The organism is Paenibacillus sp. OAS669 (genome assembly GCF_014873645.1).
GTDB lineage: Bacteria > Bacillota > Bacilli > Paenibacillales > NBRC-103111 > Paenibacillus_S > Paenibacillus_S vulneris.
The window spans coordinates 110459-129289 of sequence record NZ_JADBDR010000005.1 but is presented as its reverse complement, the minus strand read 5'-3'; the positions used below and the strand labels follow the sequence as shown (position 1 = coordinate 129289).

Here is an 18831-nt window from a genome sequence, read left to right as displayed (position 1 = left end):
ATGGCACCGGATTTGATAGTTCTCCGCCTCGGGGAACTTGTGTTAAAAGGAAAAAACAGGCACCGTTTTGAAAAAACGGTCTACGAGCAGATTAGAAAAAAGCTGCAGCTCTATGACCGCTTAACGTTTCAGCGCGATTTTGGAAGAGTATACATTACGCTAAATGGCGAGCCGTATGAGGAGATAGCCCTTCGCTTGAAAACAATACTGGGGCTGACCTCGTTCAGTCCAGTCTTTACGGCTCCTCTGGAGCTTGAAGCCGTTCAATCCGCCGCGTTAGAGGCTATGCTCAAGATCGGACGGGTGCCGGATAGCTTTAAAGTATCGGTAAGACGTGTGAATAAAAGCTTTCCGTATGATTCTCAAGAAATGAATCAACGGGTTAGTGCTGCTGTGCTGCGCGCTATACCTGGTCTCAAGGTCGATGTCCATCGTCCTGAAGTGGAGTTGAAGGTGGAGCTCCGCGAAGAGCGGGCGCTTATTTATTCCCAGGTCGAAGCTGGGGCAGGAGGGTTCCCGGTCGGCACAAACGGGAAGGCGATGCTCATGCTTTCGGGGGGCATTGATAGCCCGGTGGCCGGTTTCCTCGCGATGCGACAGGGCTTGAGGATCGAAGCGGTTCATTTTCACAGCTACCCTTATACTTCCGAGCGGTCCCAGCAAAAAGTAAAGGATCTGGTCGGCAAGCTATCGGAATATGGAGGCGATATCAAGCTTCATCTCGTTCCCTTCACCGATCTGCAAACCAGGGTTCATCAGTCATATAACCAAAACCTTCTGATAACTATATTAAGACGGGCTATGTTTCGTATTACGGAGAAGCTTGCCGCAGCCAATGAGGCCATGGCTATCGTTACGGGGGAAAGCCTCGGGCAAGTGGCGAGCCAAACGCTCGCCAGCATGAACGTGATCGGCAGAGCTGTGGACCTGCCAGTTATTCAGCCTTTGATTTGTATGGAGAAGCAGCAAATCATTGACATTGCGGAGACGATCGATACGTTTGCTATTTCGATCCAGCCTCATGAAGATTGCTGTACGCTCTTTCTTCCGCCGTCGCCGAGCACCAATCCGAATTTGCGGGTAGTTATGAGCATCGAGAAGCAAATGGAATGGCTGGAGGAGGAAATAGACCGCGCGGCGCAAATGACGGAAACCGTCTGGATTCATGCGGGGCAGGAGTCCAAATTCTCAAGCTTTTTTTGAATGATTGCGAAACGGGCTGCCGAATGCAGCGTATGAAGTGGAATGGACTATATGGATAGCGAATTTGGAGGTTAGAAGCGCATGTTAGAATGGTTCCTGCTTTTCTTGCAGATTATGTTAATCAATATCGTATTAAGCGGCGATAACGCGGTTGTTATTGCTTTAGCCAGTAAAAATCTGCCGTTAAGTCAACGGAAAAAAGCGATCTGGTGGGGGGCTTTCGGGGCAATAGGCTTACGCCTTATTCTTACCGTTATAGCCGTTTACATATTGCAGGTGCCTTATCTGCAGGCGGCTGGCTCGCTCCTGCTGATCTGGATCGCCATCAAGCTGCTCATTGATGATGACGGTCATGCAAATGTGAAGGAAGCTTCCACACTTGGCAAAGCGGTTTGGACTATTATTGTTGCGGATTTCGTGATGAGTCTGGATAATGTGCTTGCTATTGCGGCAAAAGCCAATAACGACATCGCCGTTATCATTTTGGGTATCGGGTTGAGCGTTCCCATTATTATTTGGGGCAGCACATTGGTTATGAACCTGCTGACGAAGTTTCCTATTCTTGTCTTCCTTGGGGCTGGTATTCTCGGTTATACGGCCGGAGAGATGTTTGTGAAAGACAAATCGGTTTCCGACTTGCTGCTCTCAAACATTCCGCACTGGATTATCCCGGTTGCGGGCGTAATTATCGTTATCGGTGCCGGCATCCTGAAAAAACTGTCGGGAAGACCGAAGCCGCACCATTCCTAACATGAATGTAAAAAGGATGTAAATGGCATGTTAATCTTGTCGTTTTGCCTTGCCTTTTTTACTATTTGCACGTATAATAAACGTAAATGTCAAGCGTCGGCGCTTATGTCCGACGCTTGTTTTGTGGAACGGGCCCCGGCTGCTCTAAACATAGAGCAAGGTAACAGGGTCAAATTTAGGAGAGGTAAGGGAAAACATGCATTCAAGAGATAAAATACGCAACATTGCGATTATTGCTCACGTCGATCATGGTAAAACGACTTTGGTAGACAAATTGCTTCAACAATCAGGTACGTTCCGCGAACACGAGACGGTTCAAGAACGTGCGATGGACTCCAATGATTTGGAGAGAGAACGCGGTATTACGATTTTGGCGAAGAATACGGCGATCAATTATAAAGACTACCTTATTAACATCGTAGATACTCCAGGGCATGCCGACTTCGGCGGTGAAGTGGAACGTATTATGAAGATGGTTGACGGAGTTTTGCTGGTGGTCGATGCATTTGAAGGCACCATGCCGCAAACGAAATTCGTACTGCGCAAAGCTTTGGAACAAAACCTCACACCTATTGTTATCGTGAATAAAATTGACCGTCCTAACGCACGTCCGGCTGAAGTAGTCGATGAAGTGCTGGATCTGTTCATCGAGCTAGGAGCTAACGACGATCAATTGGATTTCCCGGTTGTTTATGCATCGGCTTTGATGGGGACCTCCAGTCTGGATTCCGATCCATCCAAGCAAGACGACAACATGCAGGCTATTTATGAGACTGTCGTCAGCCATATTCCGGCTCCTACAGAGAACGTGGAAGAACCGCTGCAATTTTTGGTAACCTTGATGGACTACAACGAGTACTTGGGACGTATTGCAATTGGACGTGTCAACCGTGGTGTTGTAAAGCAAGGACAACCGGTAGCGGTTATTAATCGTGACGGCGTTACGAAGCAGTCGCGGATAGAGAAGCTCTTCGGTTTCCAAGGTCTGAAGCGGATCGAAATTGAAGAAGCGGGAGCGGGGGATATTGTCGCTATCTCGGGGATTAAGGACATCAACATCGGAGAGACCATTGCAGATCCCGCTCATCCTGAGGCTCTGCCTGTATTGAAGATTGATGAGCCAACCCTGCAAATGACATTCCTTGTTAACAACAGTCCATTCGCAGGACGCGAAGGAAAATGGGTTACCTCCAGAAAGCTGCGCGAGCGTCTGTTCAAAGAGCTCGAGACCGATGTCAGCTTGCGCGTTGAGGAAACGGATAGCCCGGATGCTTTTATCGTATCGGGCCGCGGTGAGCTGCATCTTGGCATCTTGATCGAGAATATGCGCCGTGAAGGCTTCGAGCTTCAGGTATCCAAGCCGGAAGTTATTATCAAGGTTATTGACGGGCAAAAAATGGAGCCGTTGGAGCGTCTGATTATTGACGTGCCTGAAGAAAGCATGGGTGCGGTAATGGAAAGCCTCGGGACCCGCAAAGCCGAGATGGTTAACATGATCAATAACGGTAACGGCAATGTGCGCCTGGAATTCCTGATTCCTGCCCGCGGCTTGATCGGATACCGTACGTACTTCCTGACCTTGACTCGCGGTTACGGCATTATGAACCATGCGTTTGACAGCTACGGACCTTATTACGGTTCCGGAGTAGGCGGACGCCATGAGGGCGTGCTGGTATCCAGCGAAACAGGAACTTCGACCTTGTATGGTATGCTGTCGGTTGAAGACCGCGGTATCCTGTTCTTAGAACCGGGCACTGAGGTGTACGAAGGCATGATCGTCGGCGAACATAATCGTGATACCGACATTATTGTTAACATCTGTAAAGAAAAGCAATTGACGAATATCCGCTCTGCAGGTAAGGACGATACGGTGAAGATGAAAACTCCTCGTATCTACTCGCTGGAACAAGCGCTGGAATATTTGAACGACGACGAGTATTGCGAAATTACTCCAAAGTCGATCCGTCTGCGCAAAAAAATATTGAACAAGAGCGAACGCGAGCGTGCTGAGAAGCACCGCAAGATGGCTGAAGCTAACGCTTAAATTTATGGGAGAAAGCTCTGATGATTCAGAGCTTTCTTTTTACCAAATAAAGATCTTTTCAAAAGTATTTATGCTTGCTAGGATTGCTGCTGTTTTTGGTCTTACCATTGTCCTAGATAGGGCGTATCTCACCTGAAGGAGGTTATATCATCAATGACCGAATGGTTTCGTGAGCATCCCGTTATTACATACTTGATTATCCTGGTATTAATCAGCTACGTGTACAACAAAGTATTCAAGGTACGCAGACTTCCCATTCTCAAAGAAGCGATCGTCTACCTGATGCTCGCTATCGGCGCCGGTATGCTGCTATTGTTCCAGCTTGGAGCACTTCCAATCGTGCTGTGCCTAGCCGTTGCTGTAGGCTTGATGTTTCTTGTCAGAATTCGTTATTTCATTGAAGGACGCACTAAAAAACAGCAGCCGGAAGAGCAGTAACGAAAGCGGGTGAACATGTGAAAAGCTATTGGCTGGCACCGTTAAAGATGGATGGAGCTTCCTGCTTACTGTTACCCGAACGCTTTGAACTGGCTCCTGTAGAAAACAGAGAGCGTTTTCTTCAGCTGATGAAGTCTGTTCATCCGAGACTGCTCGTGCCTTTTAAGTCCAACCTGCTGCTTAGTGAAGAAGCGGAGATTCGATGCGGAGTAGACGAGCTGCCGTTCCGGCTTGATTCAGGAGATCCTGTCTTGTTTACCCCCGACCGTCTGGAGCTTTCTCACTGTGCGCATGCTTATATCGATAAGCGCCCTGCAGGAGATGAGTTGGATGTCATGCTATCCCAGGCCGAGGAGCTGCTTGGCCACGTGGGTGTGGACGAACCGATTCTGGAGTGGCTGCATAGAATGAAGAAATGGAATGCGCAGGGTTACACCATCCTGCTGCTTGTCTAGCTCAGGGCATACCTGCGGAAAGCCACTAGATTACGCTTACGAAGAAGGGAAAGCCCTTAAGTCAACGAGAAACCCGTCATATACAAAATGTGAAGGTGGGAGGTGAGATATTCCCCGGAGGAGCGTTAGCGTCCGCCTTTGTTCTCGGAAAATCCCCGCTGACAACATATACAATCCATATTTTCTGAGAACAACAGCGGCCGGAGGGGGGATATTTCACCGAGATACCATAGCATTTTGCAAATGGATAGGTTTCTCAACAGACTCAGGCTTTGCAATGCAAAGCCCTTAGGATACGCTTACGAAGAAGGCTTTGCAATGCAAAGCCCTTAGCATATGCTTACGAAGTAGGCTTTCCTGCGGAAAGCCCTTAGGAGGATGCCCATGAAACTGGAGGACGCGTTATTTAACTGGCTGCAAATGAAGATTGTATCCGAAGCTAGGCCCGACGACAAGGCAGCGGAGGAGACGAGGCTTTTTTTTGAAGAAATATTGCGGGAGGATCACGCCGTTTCGGAGCTTGAAACCCAAGATGACCAGGAACGGATTCACATCGTTTGCAAGGTTAACGGAGCTCCCAATAAGCTCTTCTTCGATAAGGATTACGCCGAACAGCTGCTCCATGACATTAATTCCAATCCTAAGTACAATCAATGACATATAAAAGGGACACACTCGATAAAATAAATTAATACCGTTTGAAAGGAGTGTCCCCCTATCATAGAGCTACATAACCGGTTCATCCTTGCAGCAGCTACGGCATTCTGTGGTTGCCAAGCAGTACCTGTGTTATAATAAAGCCAGATATAGATCATTTTAACAATGGACACAGGAGGGGAAATCATGGCGGAAACGATCACTGTTCTCCCGCAGCAGCTAATTGATGCTATGCAGAAAGATACGTTCGCCCTGCTAAGTACCATTGATTTCGAATCGGGTTCTCCCAGCATGAATGCCGTTTCCTGGCTTTATGCCAAAGATTCGGAAACGATTCGCTTTGCTATCGATCAGCGTTCGAGAATTGTAACGAACCTGCGGCAAAATGAATTGGTCAATGTAACCTACATTGGCGAAGGATCCGTTCATGCCATTTACGGCAAAGCGCGTCAAGTAACCGAGACGCTGGAGGGTGTGCCTTTCAAGCTGGCATGCTTCGATATCGACATTACCGCGGTACGTGACGCGATGTTCTATGGCTCACGGATTTCCGTCGCGCCCGAATTTGAAAAAACCTACGATAAGCGCGCAGCCGAGAAGCTGGATGCGCAAGTTTTTGATGCTATGAAAAAAGCCTAGAATGGTTATTCTAGGCTTTTTCCCCATATGATTTTTCTTCATCCTACATCTGTTTATTCGGCATTTGAGGCTCTGTACTCTGAGGAGGTGAAATCGGCTCTACTTCTCGGGGAACTTGCGGCATAATACGTCCGATAATCTCCGCCATTTCTTGTGCAAAACCGCTTATCGGTTTGCCGTTAACAACGCTATCTCTGATTTTCCCGATTCTTGCGGACAGATCCATATCGGCTGTTACAATGGCATCTACACCGTAAGGATCTTTCTTTAAGGCTTCCGCAACCGACAGCTTGATGGTTCCCACTTTGGAACGGTCCATTTCCGGAGGCAAATTGATCCCAACGACCGCCGTGTTTCCAAAAACGACGCATTTGGCGCCTTCGACCAGCGGCACGCTGGTGGCGATTTGCTCCAAACGTTCGGAGACGGCCCGGGAATCGACGATTTCTTTTTTCTGAGGTGCTGTTTGCTTCACTTGTACATGTCGATTCACATCATTAGTCGGGGAAGCTCCATTCTTAGGTGATTGGTTACAACCTACCAATACTGACAACAACACAACACAGTAGACAAACACTCTCATCATCGATCGTTCCTTTCTATCCCTTAATTGCTTTGGTTAGTTTGTCCTTACTAGTCGATTCCTATGTATAACGGCAACCAAACACCAGCCTGGGAGGGGACTCAAATGAGTAAAATTTTTGTATTGGATACCAATGTGCTTTTACAGGATCCTAACGCAATCTTTGCTTTTGAGGATAACGAGGTGGTCATTCCCGCCATTGTCCTGGAGGAGATCGATTCTAAGAAACGCAATGCGGATGAGCTGGGGCGCAATGCGAGACAAATCTCCCGGATGATGGACAGCTTGCGGTCCCAAGGCAGGTTATATGAGGGGATTGAGCTCCCCAATGGCGGTCAGCTGAAGGTCGAATTAAATCATCGCAGCTTTGCCAAGCTGCAGGAAGTATTCGCCGAAGGAACCAATGACAACCGGATTTTGGCAGTCGCTCTGAACTATCATCTGGAAGAGCAGGAGAAGGAGGACCCCAAGCCGGTTATAATGGTCAGCAAGGATACGCTGGTCCGGATCAAAGCGGATGTCCTCGGTTTAACCGCGCAGGATTATTTGTCGGACCGGATTGTGAATATGCCGGATATGTACATGGGGTATTTAACTATTCATGCCCATCCGTCGGTCATCGACGAGTTTTACACCTACCGGTATTTAAGCGTAAACTCTTTAAATCTGGCGTATCCGCTTCATCCGCATGAGTTTGTTATTTTGAGAGACGAGATGGGAACATCCAAGTCAGCGCTCCTTAAGGTCAATTCGGATGGGAAGAAGCTGGAGCCGCTGTTTCTGAGCAACGATCCGATCTGGGGGATTGCCGCGCGCAATGCGCAGCAAAGAATGGCATTGGAGCTTCTGCTGAATGATGAAATCCCGATCGTCACGTTGACGGGCAAAGCGGGTACGGGGAAAACGCTGCTGACGCTGGCGGCCGGCTTGTTGAAAGTGGAGGACGAGAGGAAATACAAGAAATTGCTGATTGCCAGACCTGTAGTCCCTATGGGCAAGGATATCGGGTACCTCCCCGGGGAGAAGGAGGAGAAGCTGCGGCCCTGGATGCAGCCGATCTATGACAATCTGGAATTTTTATTCGATACGAAAAAACCGGGCGATATCGACAAAGTATTGGCCGGACTAGGCAGTATTCAAGTGGAAGCCTTGACCTATATTCGCGGGCGCTCCATACCGGGGCAATTTATCATCATAGATGAAGCGCAAAATTTATCCAAGCATGAGATCAAGACCATCGTGTCGAGGGTGGGAGAGGGCAGTAAAATCGTTCTCCTGGGCGATCCCGAGCAAATAGACCATCCGTACCTGGATGCCTCAAGCAACGGGCTTACGTACGTCGTAGAGCGGTTTAAAGGCCAACAGATCAGCGGACATATCACTCTGGAGCGCGGTGAGCGCTCACACCTGGCTCAGCTTGCGGCAGATTTGCTTTAACCTGTAACCCAATAAAGCGCAGTGTAAGGCTTCTTATGACAAGCCGTACTCTGCGCTTTTTTCATTGTTAATGAAGATGTTGTGGGGCCCGTTTGCTTACGGATCCAGCTGGATGAAATTGACAGTGCAGCGGTACGCACGCGCGATCCCGCTCATCAGCTCGTCCGATTGGCAATCCGTTATGAAGAGAGTGTTCTCGCCATCTTCACAAACGGCTAACAGGTGCTCCTCCATCTGCTGCCGGGCAGGAGCAGGCTCCGCCAAAGGGTCCTCTGCTTCAAGGGTGAAGAGGCAGACGTTATCCTGATAGACATAGGCATGTCCCGAACGGCTGACAAAGCCGTAATCGCTAAATGCAGGCTCAGGGGAGGCAGGCTCGGGGAGAAGCAGCAGATCCAGCTCATCAAAGGGGATTTTGTACTGCTTCATAATGCCGTAAGCATGCTCCCTGTCCCCGGGTGTGGAGAAAATAAGCAGCTCCTTGTCACGGTCAAACGGAGGCGACTTTTCAGCCAATGCTTTAATGATTTGTGTGTAAAAGCCCGGGAGCTTCCCTTCCGGCAGCTCCATGCTTAATCCATATTTCCGTATCGGTTTCATTCGAAGCTCCTTTCGGTTAGACCGACCTGTTTCCTTACAGCGCAAGCTTCAGCATAATGCTGAGCTTTCCTTCCTCCAGCCGAACATCGGTCACTTGCAGGAAAGAAGCGATGGCTTGCGGATAAATGCCAAAATCAAAGTCCTGAACCATAGACTCGATGGTTGACTGGGGCAGGTCGAAGCCATTGAATTGCAGCTGCTCTAAATGAAATCGGATATATTTGCCCTTCAGCGTTTCTTTGGCTGCCAGCTCATATGATCCCTTGATCATAACCTCCATATCCTCTTGTTTCCCCTTGGCGATTACTTTTGAATCGGCGAACAGGAAATGTAAATTTTGAAATAAAGGATTTTTGGAGCGGAGGAAGGCGTTAAGCTCTTCATCTGTCATTTGAAACGTATATTGAAAGCCGTTCATGATAAGATGATTGCTTTTGCCGCCATTCGTATCGTTGATGAATTCGGGAAGCTGATTCATCGCTTGCGCCAGTGCACGGAAATAGGTCTTGAATAAAGGAACGCCCTTGTCCTGCCATTGTACGGTGAGCTTGGTAATTTCCTGTATGACCGCGGTAGAAGAAGCCTGCTTGGCCAATCCTTCGTCAAGCTGCTTTTGCAGCTGAACCTGCTGCTCTCTTTGGGCGATATAACGAGCCTTGGATTGCTCCAGGGCTGTCTGGGATTCAAGCAGCGAGGCGGTAAGCTTCTGCAGATCCTTCTGGCTGTTCAAATACCGCTGAAGCGTATCGTGATCACTCATGATAATCATTTGCAAAAATTCAAAGGTCGACAGGGCATCCTTGAAGGATTGGACGGAAAACAGAAGCATCCATAAGGAGTCGCGGTCCCCCATATAATAAGCACGGAGCACTTTGCCGGCATGCTGTCGGGTCTCTTGGGAACGGGCTTGCTGTTGGATGAGCTGCTGCCCCGTGCTGTCAATTTGCTGCTGAAGCTTTTTTTGCTGCTCCTCGATTCGGGCCAATTCCTGATCGATTTCATAGACGGTCAGCCCTTTTTGCAAAAGCTGTTTGGCTTCCTCATTGGGCGCCGCCAGAGCCGCCGAGGAATAAAAGGACAGGCAAAGACAAAGGGACAGCAGGATGCAGGCTGCTTGCGAAAAGTGCCTCATCGGCATAGGCTTCCTTTCTGGATCAGATCCATACTAGATTATCACAACTTTATGAGAAAAAGGATAAAAAAATACTTCTTCCCGAAAGAAGAAGTAGAATAATGCATCGCAAAATTTAAGGTTTAGCGGTATTCGCAGGCTTCACCAAGCGGAGCAGGTCCTCCAATGATTTGACCTTAGCCGGTGTTTCCATAGTAAACGCAGGATTGGTATTGATATCAGATAGCGAATAAGTCCAAGTTACATGGTTTTCATTAGTGCTGTTCCCCGCAGTAAAGGTCAAATTCCACTGCTGCTCCCGGATAAATCCGTTTTGGTCCATAGACAGGGTAATCGTGCTGGGGGCTTTGAATTTCAGCTGGCCAAGGCTTGCAGACCAGGCCTTCATGGAAGCTTCGGATGCCAAGCCGTTGGTTTTAACAATTTCGAGCAGGCCGGGAACGACCGATTTGCTCATGTATTCTGTGACAGCCTGCTCATTCTTCTTGTTAATATCCAGCGTAATGCGTTTGGCAGGTGTTCCGTCCGGCAAAGTGCCAGAGTCTTTGGGAGCCTGCAGCCATTCGGGATCTACGTCCTTAAACAGCTGCTGGGTGAGGCTCGCCGTCAATTGCCCGGTGTTTTTCAAAGGATCCTTACCAGCGTCAGAAGCTTGCTTGTTCTGAACAGGAAGCATCATATATTCGTCGGGCTTATTTAATGGTGGCATCTGGAAAAACAATTTGCTATCTTTAATGAGAACAGGAACGCTGATCGGTGAGCCTCCGGCGGGCGTTATCGTAAGATTCGTTTCCATACGGGCCGGCTCAAGCGCAGTAACCCCTTTGTAATCAATCTTGCTCTCCTTCATTAAGGAGAATAAAGATACGGTCAGCGGGTTGGCTTGTCCTAACAGTGAAGAATCGGCATGCAGCTCGATAGCCCCTTCGAACCGGTAGCTGGCAATGTCTTGCTGCTTGGCAACAGCTTGCAATAAATCCTGCTTCAGCTGCTTATGATCCGTACAGCCTGCGAGGATGATCATTGTGGACAACAGTAACAGTAAAGTAACAGAGATGAAATGCTTGCGGTAGGCTTGCAAAAGGGTGGCTCCTTCCAACTTGAATTCAAGAAACAGAAACAACCTTCATTATATCGACTATGGTTCATTTTGTCTTTAGTGATTAAGATGTATGTTTTTACTATGCTGTGAATATGGCACATGGCGGCATGACAGGGGGATCAAAATGGCAGGGAATCAGGCGCTTATCGAAGTAATTAAACAACGGATCGGACAAAGTCCGGCAGGGGCTATCCGCTTTTACGACTATATGGAGCTGTGCTTATATCATCCGGAATACGGTTACTATATGAATGGGAAAAGCAAAATTGGACGTGACGGAGACTTTTATACCAGCTCTTCCATTGGTGGTTTGATGGGAGAGATACTGGCGCGCTATATTGCCTCTCAAACGAAAGAATTAGGCCCTGAGAGGCCCTTGAATATAGTGGAATGGGGCGGAGGTACCGGAAGACTTGCAAGGCTGTTATTGGACGAGCTGGAGCGTACAGCGCCGGACCTTTACCGCCGAGTCCGATATATTTGCGTAGAAAGAAGCCTGCACCACCGTATGCTTCAAGCGGAGGAATGTAAGGACCATATACGGCAGATCAGCTGGTTAAGCGAAGCGGAATGGATCGAAGGTGGCCCATGGACAGATACTATCGTCTTGTCTAATGAACTGCCGGATGCGTTTGCCGTTCACCGCATGGAGTTCAGGAATGGAGAGCCGCACGAAATTTATGTGGAATGGGATGAACCATCCAGTGCTTTCCGTGAGAGATTAATGAGACTCGAGGACCCGGCGTTACTGCGTGTTATTGAACGCCAGCAGATCACCTTTCTGGAAGGTCAGCGATGGGAAATCAATAGCGGCGCGGCCGCGTGGATGCGGAGCATCGGCAGTTCGCTAGGGAGCGGACAAGTGATTACGGTGGATTATGGAGATGAGACAAGGGAGCTGATTGCCCCTCATAGAATGAATGGCACCTTCATCTGCTACAGAAGTCATAGAGCCTCCGACGATCCCTATGCCTATCCCGGCGAGCAGGATATGACGTCACACGTGGATTTTACGGCTTTGGCGGAGGCGGGAGAGACCGTCGGGCTCCGGGTACAAAGCTACATGACGCAGAAGCAATTTCTGGTGGAGAACGGAATTCTTGATTTGCTGCAGGATCATGCCTCAACAGACCCGTTCAGTCCTGTGGCTCGAAGGAACCGGGCAATCCGGCAGCTGCTGCTAAGCGATCAGATGAGCGAACTGTTCAAGGTGCTGATTCAAAAAAAAGGTGAGCTGCCATAAGGCAGCTCACCTTTTTTTCCCTGACTAGATGGACATTTTGAAAAATGACCAATACGTAAAGCCGGTAAATGAAAGAATCATGTACCCCCAAAAAAGCAATATGTAGGTACGTTCGGATAGTTTCAAATACCCTAGCAGTACGAAGATTGCCGTTTGAGCAAAAAAGAGCAACGCCATCGGAATCATATCACCGGCTAACGCCATCAAACCAATGACCAGCGTCCAGAATCCAAGAACGCGAAACATGCGATCCATTCTGCTTCCCCCTTAGAGTTATGTAGAAAGTTCTGCCATTTTAGCATATTTTCTCACTTCGGCACTTTACTATTAGACATTATAACTGCTGCGTCAATGCCTGTAAACGTCCAATCGGTGACGAAATTAAAAACAATTTTATCGCTTGCATACCTAGGTTACCCTAATCCGCACAAAAACATGTATGAGTCCCTTAAAAAATGGCAATACAAAATAGTAGAAAAAGATTCTATGAACTCTACTATGGGCATAGAGATGAAGTAACGCAACATTCCACGTCTTACTTTCGATAGATGCATGGATGATTGATACCCAGGGGTTAGGAGGACTGCTTTTGTATGACAGCTATAAGACAAGATGCTTGGAGCGATGAAGATGATTTGATATTGGCGGAGGTGACACTGCGTCATATCCGCGAAGGAAGTACACAGCTAACCGCTTTTGAGGAAGTCGGCGAAAAAATAGGAAGAACGGCAGCGGCCTGCGGCTTTCGTTGGAATAGTTTCGTAAGGAAAAAATACGAGGCTGCTATTCAGATAGCTAAGTCGCAGCGGCAAAAGCGCAATCAGCAGAAAAAACATTCGGCTTACGCGGCTGTATCCAACAACACCGCTGTATTGGACCATGCTCATTCGGAGCAAGTGAAGCCCAGCGATGCGTTTGTGGAAGAGTCTATCTCTATCGATGCCGTCATACGTTTTTTGCGTCAATGGAAAGGCACTTATCAAGAAATGTCGCGGCATATTCGTCATCTCGAGAAAGAATTAAGCGAGAAACAGGATGAGCTGGACCGCCTGCGGAGCGAGAATGATATTTTGAATAAGCAGGTTAACGAAGTCGAGACCGATTATCGGGTCGTTAATGACGACTACAAAGCGCTTATACAAATTATGGATCGTGCCCGTAAGCTGGCATTTCTCGTAGAGGAGGAAGACGAGAACAAGCCGCGGTTCAAAATGGATGCTAACGGTAATCTGGAAAGAATAGAATAAGCATAGCCCTGCAGGCATTTGGCTTGCAGGGCTTTTGTTTGCTAATATGGAAGGAAAAGGTTTACCTGGGGGAGAGAAGCGAAATGAAAGTCAGAATCATAGGAGCGGGAGCGCTTGGAATGCTGTTTGCTGCCTCTCTCGCTCGATCGGGCGCCGTACATATCGAATTGGTTACGCATAGCCGTGAGCAAAGTGAGAGAGTTTCCGCAGAAGGGCTTCGCCTGCTAACCAAGAGCTCAGAATCAGGACAGCAAGACATTAGAGTCCGTCCTTTTGTGATCGCTGAGGAAGAGTTGATTAGCAGTCCAGACAGCCTTCCAGCTCCTGACTGGATCTTCTTGATGGTGAAGCAAACGGCGGTGACGGAACGGCTTGCCCGTACAATCGCAGATCAGATGAAGTCGGAGACCCGGCTGCTATGTTTTCAAAACGGGATCGGGCATACGGATATTTTGGCTCAATGCATACCTGAGAATCGGTTATGGCTGGCTGTAACAACAGAAGGGGCGCTCCGGCATCATTCCGTATGCGTAGAGCATACGGGGAGCGGGGAAACCTGGATCGGGCCGCTCATTAATGACGCAAGCCAGGACAGACATTTGGAAAAAAATCTGCAAAAGATGTTCCAGGATGCAGGATTCAGTGTATCTTTGTCGAACAAAATCACTAGTAAAGTTTGGAATAAACTGTTGATGAATTCCGTTATTAACCCGTTGACGGCTATTCTGCAGGTACCCAATGGGATGCTGTTACAGTTGCCTGCCGCCCAAGGACTGATGCGTGCTTTATATGAAGAGGGCCTTGAGCTGGCGGCCCGGCTCGAGATTGAGCTGGCGGAAGATTTGTGGGAGCAGCTGTTGAAGGTGTGTGAGCGTACAGCAGCCAATCAATCCTCGATGCTTCAGGATATTCGGGCCCGCAGGCTCACGGAGCTGGACTCCATTACAGGAGGCCTGCTTGCCCAAGCGAAGCAAGCAGGTCTCACGCTGCCAACCCATCATACGGTATACCAATTGGTGAGGTCGATAGAACAGCAATGGGGAAAAAATATAGGCAAAGCAGGTGATCCGCTATGAACGGATTCTTGGATTGGTTGCAGACTGTGTATACTTTTTTGGCATTGGTTCCGTTTGTTTCCTTTATAGCTTCATGGGGGATTGTTTATGCAATATCCCGCGATAAGAAGAAAGCGACCTATGCAGCTATCGATGTTACGACCTTATTTTTGATTGGTTCCGTGTCGGTAATGACGCGGAGCTTATTCCAGTCTGGGCTCGGCCTCTGGCTGGTTGTTTTGTTGTTCTTAATTGCCGGGGGTCTGCTTGGCAATATGCAAAATCGGCTGAAAGGCAAAATCAATCCTGTCAAAATTGCGCGTACCTTGTTAAGGCTTGGATTTGTTGTATTGTCGGCATGCTACGTACTGCTTTTATTTATTGGCATAGGCAAGTATATAGCGGCAAGCTAAGGCCTTGCGAGACTACGGGGTTTTGGCTGTCAGCAAACGCGATGGAAGCTTATAACCTGATAATGAAGGGGGTGTCCTGGGTAACTTATATTTATTTTTTCGCAGTTTCTTCCATTTCCCGCAAAACCCTGATAAAAGCAATGACATGCTTAATTTCCACAGAAGAAAGCGATTTCCCGTCAACGGTTAAAGTGACCTGATTCAGCTCCATCAACTCGATTGGTTCCTTCCTCTGCTTCTGGGGCTTGTCATTAGGGTCATCAACCCTGCCTAATAAATAATCCACTGAAGTTCCATAAAGATCTGCCAGCATCTTTGTAGCCTCGAGGGACGGTTCGCGATAACCGGACTCATAGCCTGCGTAGGTGCTCTTTGCAATTCCAAGCCGATCTGCAATATATTGCAACGACCACCGTTTACTTTTTCTCAGTTCGGTTAATCTATCTAAGAACATTGCCTTTATCCCCCTTATTCCAAATCCCATTATAACATCAGAAACTGGATACTCAAGACATAAGTTCGCGAATCGCGTAAATATCGCTTGATTTATCGTTTTTTGACGAATATAATAAGCAAGGAAAGTCGCAAAAAGCGTACGATTTGACTATCTGAGGTGCAACGATGAAAAAATTGCTTTTATTGGCAACCGGGGGAACTATTACCGCCGTCCAAGGCGAGGAAGGATTGGCCCCTGGGATGGATGCTGAAGAGCTGGTCAGCTTTTTACAGGCGAAGGACCAGAGTGTTCAGTTGGAAAGCAAGCTGTTAATGAATATTGACAGTACGAATATGCAGCCTGAATCTTGGGTGGAAATTGCCAAGGCTGTGTATGAAAACTATCCGCACTACGACGGTTTTGTAATCACGCATGGGACCGACACGATGGCATATACTTCTGCGGCTCTGTCTTATATGCTGCAAAATCTTAGCAAACCGGTAGTTATTACAGGCTCTCAGATCCCTATCAATTACAAGAAAACGGATGCGAAAAAAAACGTAATGGACGCTATTCGATTCGCTTGTGAGGACACGGGCGGAGTGTTTCTTGTATTTGACGGCCGGGTAATCCGGGGAACTCGGGCTGTGAAGATCAGAACGAAAAGCTACGATGCCTTTGAGAGCATCAACCATCCGTACGTGGCATACATTAACGAGTCCGAAATCAAGTACGTCAACGCCAAGCCGGCAAAGAGCAGCAGGAAGCTGAAGCTTGACGCATCGTTATGCCCGGATGTGTTTTTGTTAAAGCTTCTGCCGGGTACTAAGCCGGAATTGTTCAGTCAGTTGAAACCCCTTTATAAAGGCGTCATTATTGAGAGCTTTGGCAATGGGGGGATTCCTTTCCAAGGCAGGGACTTGCTGCCGAAGGTAAGAGAGTTAATCTCTTCGGGGATTGCCGTGGTTATATCCACTCAATGCTTGGAAGAGGGAGAAGACCTGAACTTGTATGAGGTCGGCCGTAAGGTCGCTCAAGATAAAATTATTTTATCCGGCGATATGAACACGGAAGCTATCGTTCCAAAATTGATGTGGGCATTAGGGAAAACCGACGATCTGGATGAGGTAAAGAACATTATGGAGAAGCCCATCAATCACGATACCTCGCTGTAGCGTTCGCGGATTGCGAATCCAATGGAGGATACCTATGGTATAAACGCAGCATTGGAGGAAATAATAATCGCGATGTTAACCCGATAGTAGACCCATCTATCAGGAACCTAGTACAAGGCTCCTGATCAGCGCATTTAACAAATAATACCAGTATTGGACATTACCAGTATATTCTGCTAGAGAAAATTGACCTTTGGTCGTATAATTTTATATTGGTAACGGTTTCATGAAGAGATTATTTTACTATTTAAACTATTTACTTTTCTCAATAATTCATTTATCATTCTTGTGTGTAAACTTAAGGTTAGGTTATCTGACATAACTTTGAGTTACCATATAATTACATATTAAACAAGGGAGGAACGATTATGAAGTTGAACAAACTTCTCGTGTTGGCGACGGTTACTGCCATGCTGGGTACAGCAGTAGGATGCTCGACGGACAATACGAAAAACCAAGCCGGGGGAACAGATACAAAAGCTCCGGCGCAAGAATTCAGAATTAACTTGTCTGCGGAACCGCCAGCATTGGATAGCTCTATTGCTACAACGAATCCGACATTTACGATTTTGAATGCCATTAACGAAGGATTGTATCGTCTGGACAAGGATGGAAAGCCTCAACCGGCTCTAGCTAAAGACATGCCGAACATTTCTCCTGATGGCTTGGTATACACAATTACTTTGCGTGATGGTTTGACTTGGGCGGATGGAACGCCTTTGAAAGCAAGCGACTTTGAGTATGCTTACAAACGTACGTTGGACCCTACAACTAAAGCGAAATATGCTTCTATGCTTTCATGGATCAAAGGCGGAGCGGCCTTGACAAAAGCTAAGCCTGAAGAGATTGAAGCGAAAAAGGCGGAAGTAGGCGTTCAAGCTAAAGATGATAAGACGCTGGTCATTACTTTGGAAAAACCGGTCGCTTTCTTTACAGACCAACTCTCGATGCCGTTATTCTTCCCTCAAAAGCCTGATTTTGTTAAAGCGCAAGGAGATAAGTACGGTGCAGATGCCGATAAAGTTATCGGTGCCGGACCGTTCAAGCTGGAAAAATGGGATCATGAACAGCAATTGACGCTGGTTAAGAACGACAAATATTGGGATGCAGCAAACGTGAAATTGAACAAGGTCACAGTTAACGTTGTAAAAGACGCCAATACGTCCCTGAACATGTTTGAAACAAACCAAGTTGACTTGACTGAATTAAAAGGCGATCAATTCAAAATGTACGAAGGTAAGCCGGAATTGACGCTCAAAAAAGAATTCGTTTCGTCCTATGTGATGTTCCAGGTGAAAAAAGTACCGGCATTTGCTAACGCAAAGGTGCGTCAAGCGCTTGGTATGGCTATTGACCGTAAAGCGCTGAACGAAACCGTTCTGGGCGGAGCATCCATTCCTTCCACTGGCCTGGTACCAGGAACCGTTAGTGACGGTAACAAGCAAGAGTTCCGTAAAGTAGCGGGCGATACGCAGCCGGCCTTTGACCCTGCAAAAGCTAAAGCCTTGCTGGCTGAAGGCTTGAAAGAACTGAATATGACCTCGCTGCCACCATTCAAGCTGACATCTGACGATACAGATAGCTCCAAGAAAACCATCGAGTTCATTCAAGCTCAATGGAAGCAAAATCTGGGAGTAGATGTTACTGGTGAGCCGTTGCCGTTCGCGCTTCGCGTGAAAAATATGCAGGAAGGCAACTTTGATACTTTGATCGGTCTGTGGGGCGCGGATTATAACGATCCAATGACGTTCCTCGACATGTGGGTATCAGATAACAAATCTTTCAACTATATGGGATATAGCAATCCGGTGTATGATGAATTAGTAAAAGGTGCAGATAAAGAAGTTGATTTGGCTAAACGTTCCAAAATGCTTATTGATGCAGAGAAAACCTTGATGAACGACATGCCGTTGAGCCCTCTTTATTTCCGTACAAGACCTTATGCTAAAAAGGTGAATGTCGACGGACTGATCCTTCCGGCTATGTCGAAAGAATGGGAATTGAAATGGGTATCCATTAAGTAAGAACGCGAGCAACCAAGTTATACGTTCGTCATAGGGCCGTTCTGCAGCCGTTTGGAACGGCCCTTTCTTATTGGCGAGCTGCCCGATTGAGCTGTCTAAAGTGGAAAGATGCGGAACTGTTTCGCAAACATAGTCTTGGCTTTACTACGTCTATGCTTGCGAAGCAGTTCGGCTCCATAGAAATACGGCCCAACTGTT

The 18831-nt window shown here is 47.6% G+C and carries 20 protein-coding genes; 14 read left to right on the top strand and 6 right to left on the bottom strand.

Annotated elements, in window-relative coordinates; all coding sequences use genetic code 11:
- The 7 genes from thiI (at window position 1) to GGC63_RS13055 (ending at window position 6186) form a co-directional block, all read left to right on the top strand.
- Window positions 1-1203, top strand: coding sequence for a tRNA uracil 4-sulfurtransferase ThiI (thiI, locus tag GGC63_RS13085; protein WP_192702711.1), 1203 nt, complete (start codon window positions 1-3; stop codon window positions 1201-1203).
- A gap of 81 nt (window positions 1204-1284) precedes the next feature.
- Window positions 1285-1953, top strand: a complete 669-nt coding sequence (locus GGC63_RS13080; RefSeq protein ID WP_192702710.1) for a TerC family protein — start codon at window positions 1285-1287, stop codon at window positions 1951-1953.
- A gap of 196 nt (window positions 1954-2149) precedes the next feature.
- On the top strand, window positions 2150-3997 hold the full coding sequence (gene typA / locus GGC63_RS13075; protein ID WP_079910518.1) for a translational GTPase TypA: 1848 nt from the start codon (window positions 2150-2152) through the stop codon (window positions 3995-3997).
- Between the two features lie 153 nt (window positions 3998-4150).
- Window positions 4151-4435 carry a YlaH-like family protein gene (locus GGC63_RS13070; RefSeq protein ID WP_079910517.1) on the top strand — a complete coding sequence of 95 codons (285 nt, stop codon included), beginning with the start codon at window positions 4151-4153 and terminating at the stop codon, window positions 4433-4435.
- Between the two features lie 17 nt (window positions 4436-4452).
- On the top strand, window positions 4453-4890 hold the full coding sequence (locus tag GGC63_RS13065; RefSeq protein WP_192702709.1) for a hypothetical protein: 438 nt from the start codon (window positions 4453-4455) through the stop codon (window positions 4888-4890).
- A 384-nt stretch (window positions 4891-5274) separates the two neighbouring features.
- Complete coding sequence (locus GGC63_RS13060) at window positions 5275-5547, top strand: hypothetical protein (RefSeq protein ID WP_192702708.1); 273 nt, start codon at window positions 5275-5277, stop codon at window positions 5545-5547.
- A 186-nt stretch (window positions 5548-5733) separates the two neighbouring features.
- Window positions 5734-6186: a pyridoxamine 5'-phosphate oxidase family protein gene (locus tag GGC63_RS13055; RefSeq protein WP_192702707.1), complete on the top strand. Its 453-nt coding sequence runs from the start codon at window positions 5734-5736 to the stop codon at window positions 6184-6186.
- Between the two features lie 43 nt (window positions 6187-6229).
- Here GGC63_RS13055 and GGC63_RS13050 read toward each other — a convergent pair whose 3' ends face one another.
- Window positions 6230-6772, bottom strand: coding sequence for a YhcN/YlaJ family sporulation lipoprotein (locus GGC63_RS13050; RefSeq protein WP_225948174.1), 543 nt, complete (start codon window positions 6770-6772; stop codon window positions 6230-6232).
- Between the two features lie 102 nt (window positions 6773-6874).
- Between GGC63_RS13050 and GGC63_RS13045 the strand changes: the two genes are divergently transcribed.
- The gene (locus tag GGC63_RS13045; protein ID WP_079910512.1) at window positions 6875-8206 is read left to right on the top strand and encodes a PhoH family protein; all 1332 of its coding nucleotides are present in this window, start codon (window positions 6875-6877) and stop codon (window positions 8204-8206) included.
- Window positions 8207-8302: 96 nt separating this feature from the next.
- Here the strand turns inward: GGC63_RS13045 and GGC63_RS13040 are convergent, their stop codons facing one another.
- From GGC63_RS13040 to GGC63_RS13030, 3 genes are all read right to left on the bottom strand, one after another.
- Complete coding sequence (locus GGC63_RS13040; RefSeq protein ID WP_192702706.1) at window positions 8303-8806, bottom strand: hypothetical protein; 504 nt, start codon at window positions 8804-8806, stop codon at window positions 8303-8305.
- 34 nt (window positions 8807-8840) lie between these two features.
- Window positions 8841-9938 carry a hypothetical protein gene (locus GGC63_RS13035; protein WP_192702705.1) on the bottom strand — a complete coding sequence of 366 codons (1098 nt, stop codon included), beginning with the start codon at window positions 9936-9938 and terminating at the stop codon, window positions 8841-8843.
- Window positions 9939-10053: 115 nt separating this feature from the next.
- Entirely contained in the window at window positions 10054-11019 is a 966-nt protein-coding gene (locus GGC63_RS13030) for a hypothetical protein (protein ID WP_192702704.1), read from the bottom strand.
- A gap of 145 nt (window positions 11020-11164) precedes the next feature.
- Here GGC63_RS13030 and GGC63_RS13025 point away from each other — a divergent pair, with 145 nt between their 5' ends.
- Entirely contained in the window at window positions 11165-12283 is a 1119-nt protein-coding gene (locus GGC63_RS13025; RefSeq protein WP_192702703.1) for a class I SAM-dependent methyltransferase, read from the top strand.
- 24 nt (window positions 12284-12307) lie between these two features.
- On the opposite strand, the gene GGC63_RS13020 is transcribed toward GGC63_RS13025, so the two are convergent.
- Entirely contained in the window at window positions 12308-12538 is a 231-nt protein-coding gene (locus tag GGC63_RS13020) for a DUF2626 domain-containing protein (protein WP_079910507.1), read from the bottom strand.
- 338 nt (window positions 12539-12876) lie between these two features.
- Here GGC63_RS13020 and GGC63_RS13015 point away from each other — a divergent pair, with 338 nt between their 5' ends.
- The 3 genes from GGC63_RS13015 to GGC63_RS13005 all read left to right on the top strand — a co-directional run bounded on the left by GGC63_RS13015 (window position 12877) and on the right by GGC63_RS13005 (window position 14998).
- Entirely contained in the window at window positions 12877-13530 is a 654-nt protein-coding gene (locus tag GGC63_RS13015) for an RsfA family transcriptional regulator (protein ID WP_079910506.1), read from the top strand.
- 83 nt (window positions 13531-13613) lie between these two features.
- The gene (locus GGC63_RS13010; protein ID WP_192702702.1) at window positions 13614-14606 is read left to right on the top strand and encodes a ketopantoate reductase family protein; all 993 of its coding nucleotides are present in this window, start codon (window positions 13614-13616) and stop codon (window positions 14604-14606) included.
- The gene (locus tag GGC63_RS13005) at window positions 14603-14998 is read left to right on the top strand and encodes a DUF3397 domain-containing protein (protein ID WP_079910504.1); all 396 of its coding nucleotides are present in this window, start codon (window positions 14603-14605) and stop codon (window positions 14996-14998) included. The genes GGC63_RS13010 and GGC63_RS13005 overlap by 4 nt, the downstream gene beginning before the upstream one ends.
- A gap of 91 nt (window positions 14999-15089) precedes the next feature.
- Here GGC63_RS13005 and GGC63_RS13000 read toward each other — a convergent pair whose 3' ends face one another.
- On the bottom strand, window positions 15090-15452 hold the full coding sequence (locus tag GGC63_RS13000) for a helix-turn-helix domain-containing protein (protein ID WP_192702701.1): 363 nt from the start codon (window positions 15450-15452) through the stop codon (window positions 15090-15092).
- A 167-nt stretch (window positions 15453-15619) separates the two neighbouring features.
- Between GGC63_RS13000 and GGC63_RS12995 the strand changes: the two genes are divergently transcribed.
- Together GGC63_RS12995 and GGC63_RS12990 are read left to right on the top strand one after the other, a co-directional pair.
- Window positions 15620-16609, top strand: a complete 990-nt coding sequence (locus GGC63_RS12995; protein ID WP_079910502.1) for an asparaginase — start codon at window positions 15620-15622, stop codon at window positions 16607-16609.
- A gap of 368 nt (window positions 16610-16977) precedes the next feature.
- Window positions 16978-18633, top strand: a complete 1656-nt coding sequence (locus GGC63_RS12990; protein ID WP_079910501.1) for a peptide ABC transporter substrate-binding protein — start codon at window positions 16978-16980, stop codon at window positions 18631-18633.
- Window positions 18634-18831: the final 198 nt, after the last annotated feature.

Excerpts from the sequence above, each read along its gene's own strand:
- thiI (WP_192702711.1), top strand. The coding sequence starts at position 1 with ATGGCACCGGATTTGATAGTTCTCCGCCTCGGGGAACTTGTGTTAAAA.
- GGC63_RS13080 (WP_192702710.1), top strand. The coding sequence starts at position 1,285 with ATGTTAGAATGGTTCCTGCTTTTCTTGCAGATTATGTTAATCAATATC.
- typA (WP_079910518.1), top strand. The coding sequence starts at position 2,150 with ATGCATTCAAGAGATAAAATACGCAACATTGCGATTATTGCTCACGTC.
- GGC63_RS13070 (WP_079910517.1), top strand. The coding sequence starts at position 4,151 with ATGACCGAATGGTTTCGTGAGCATCCCGTTATTACATACTTGATTATC.
- GGC63_RS13060 (WP_192702708.1), top strand. The coding sequence starts at position 5,275 with ATGAAACTGGAGGACGCGTTATTTAACTGGCTGCAAATGAAGATTGTA.
- GGC63_RS13055 (WP_192702707.1), top strand. The coding sequence starts at position 5,734 with ATGGCGGAAACGATCACTGTTCTCCCGCAGCAGCTAATTGATGCTATG.
- GGC63_RS13050 (WP_225948174.1), bottom strand. The coding sequence starts at position 6,772 with ATGATGAGAGTGTTTGTCTACTGTGTTGTGTTGTTGTCAGTATTGGTA.
- GGC63_RS13045 (WP_079910512.1), top strand. The coding sequence starts at position 6,875 with ATGAGTAAAATTTTTGTATTGGATACCAATGTGCTTTTACAGGATCCT.
- GGC63_RS13040 (WP_192702706.1), bottom strand. The coding sequence starts at position 8,806 with ATGAAACCGATACGGAAATATGGATTAAGCATGGAGCTGCCGGAAGGG.
- GGC63_RS13035 (WP_192702705.1), bottom strand. The coding sequence starts at position 9,938 with ATGAGGCACTTTTCGCAAGCAGCCTGCATCCTGCTGTCCCTTTGTCTT.
- GGC63_RS13025 (WP_192702703.1), top strand. The coding sequence starts at position 11,165 with ATGGCAGGGAATCAGGCGCTTATCGAAGTAATTAAACAACGGATCGGA.
- GGC63_RS13020 (WP_079910507.1), bottom strand. The coding sequence starts at position 12,538 with ATGGATCGCATGTTTCGCGTTCTTGGATTCTGGACGCTGGTCATTGGT.
- GGC63_RS13015 (WP_079910506.1), top strand. The coding sequence starts at position 12,877 with ATGACAGCTATAAGACAAGATGCTTGGAGCGATGAAGATGATTTGATA.
- GGC63_RS13010 (WP_192702702.1), top strand. The coding sequence starts at position 13,614 with ATGAAAGTCAGAATCATAGGAGCGGGAGCGCTTGGAATGCTGTTTGCT.
- GGC63_RS13005 (WP_079910504.1), top strand. The coding sequence starts at position 14,603 with ATGAACGGATTCTTGGATTGGTTGCAGACTGTGTATACTTTTTTGGCA.
- GGC63_RS13000 (WP_192702701.1), bottom strand. The coding sequence starts at position 15,452 with ATGTTCTTAGATAGATTAACCGAACTGAGAAAAAGTAAACGGTGGTCG.
- GGC63_RS12995 (WP_079910502.1), top strand. The coding sequence starts at position 15,620 with ATGAAAAAATTGCTTTTATTGGCAACCGGGGGAACTATTACCGCCGTC.
- GGC63_RS12990 (WP_079910501.1), top strand. The coding sequence starts at position 16,978 with ATGAAGTTGAACAAACTTCTCGTGTTGGCGACGGTTACTGCCATGCTG.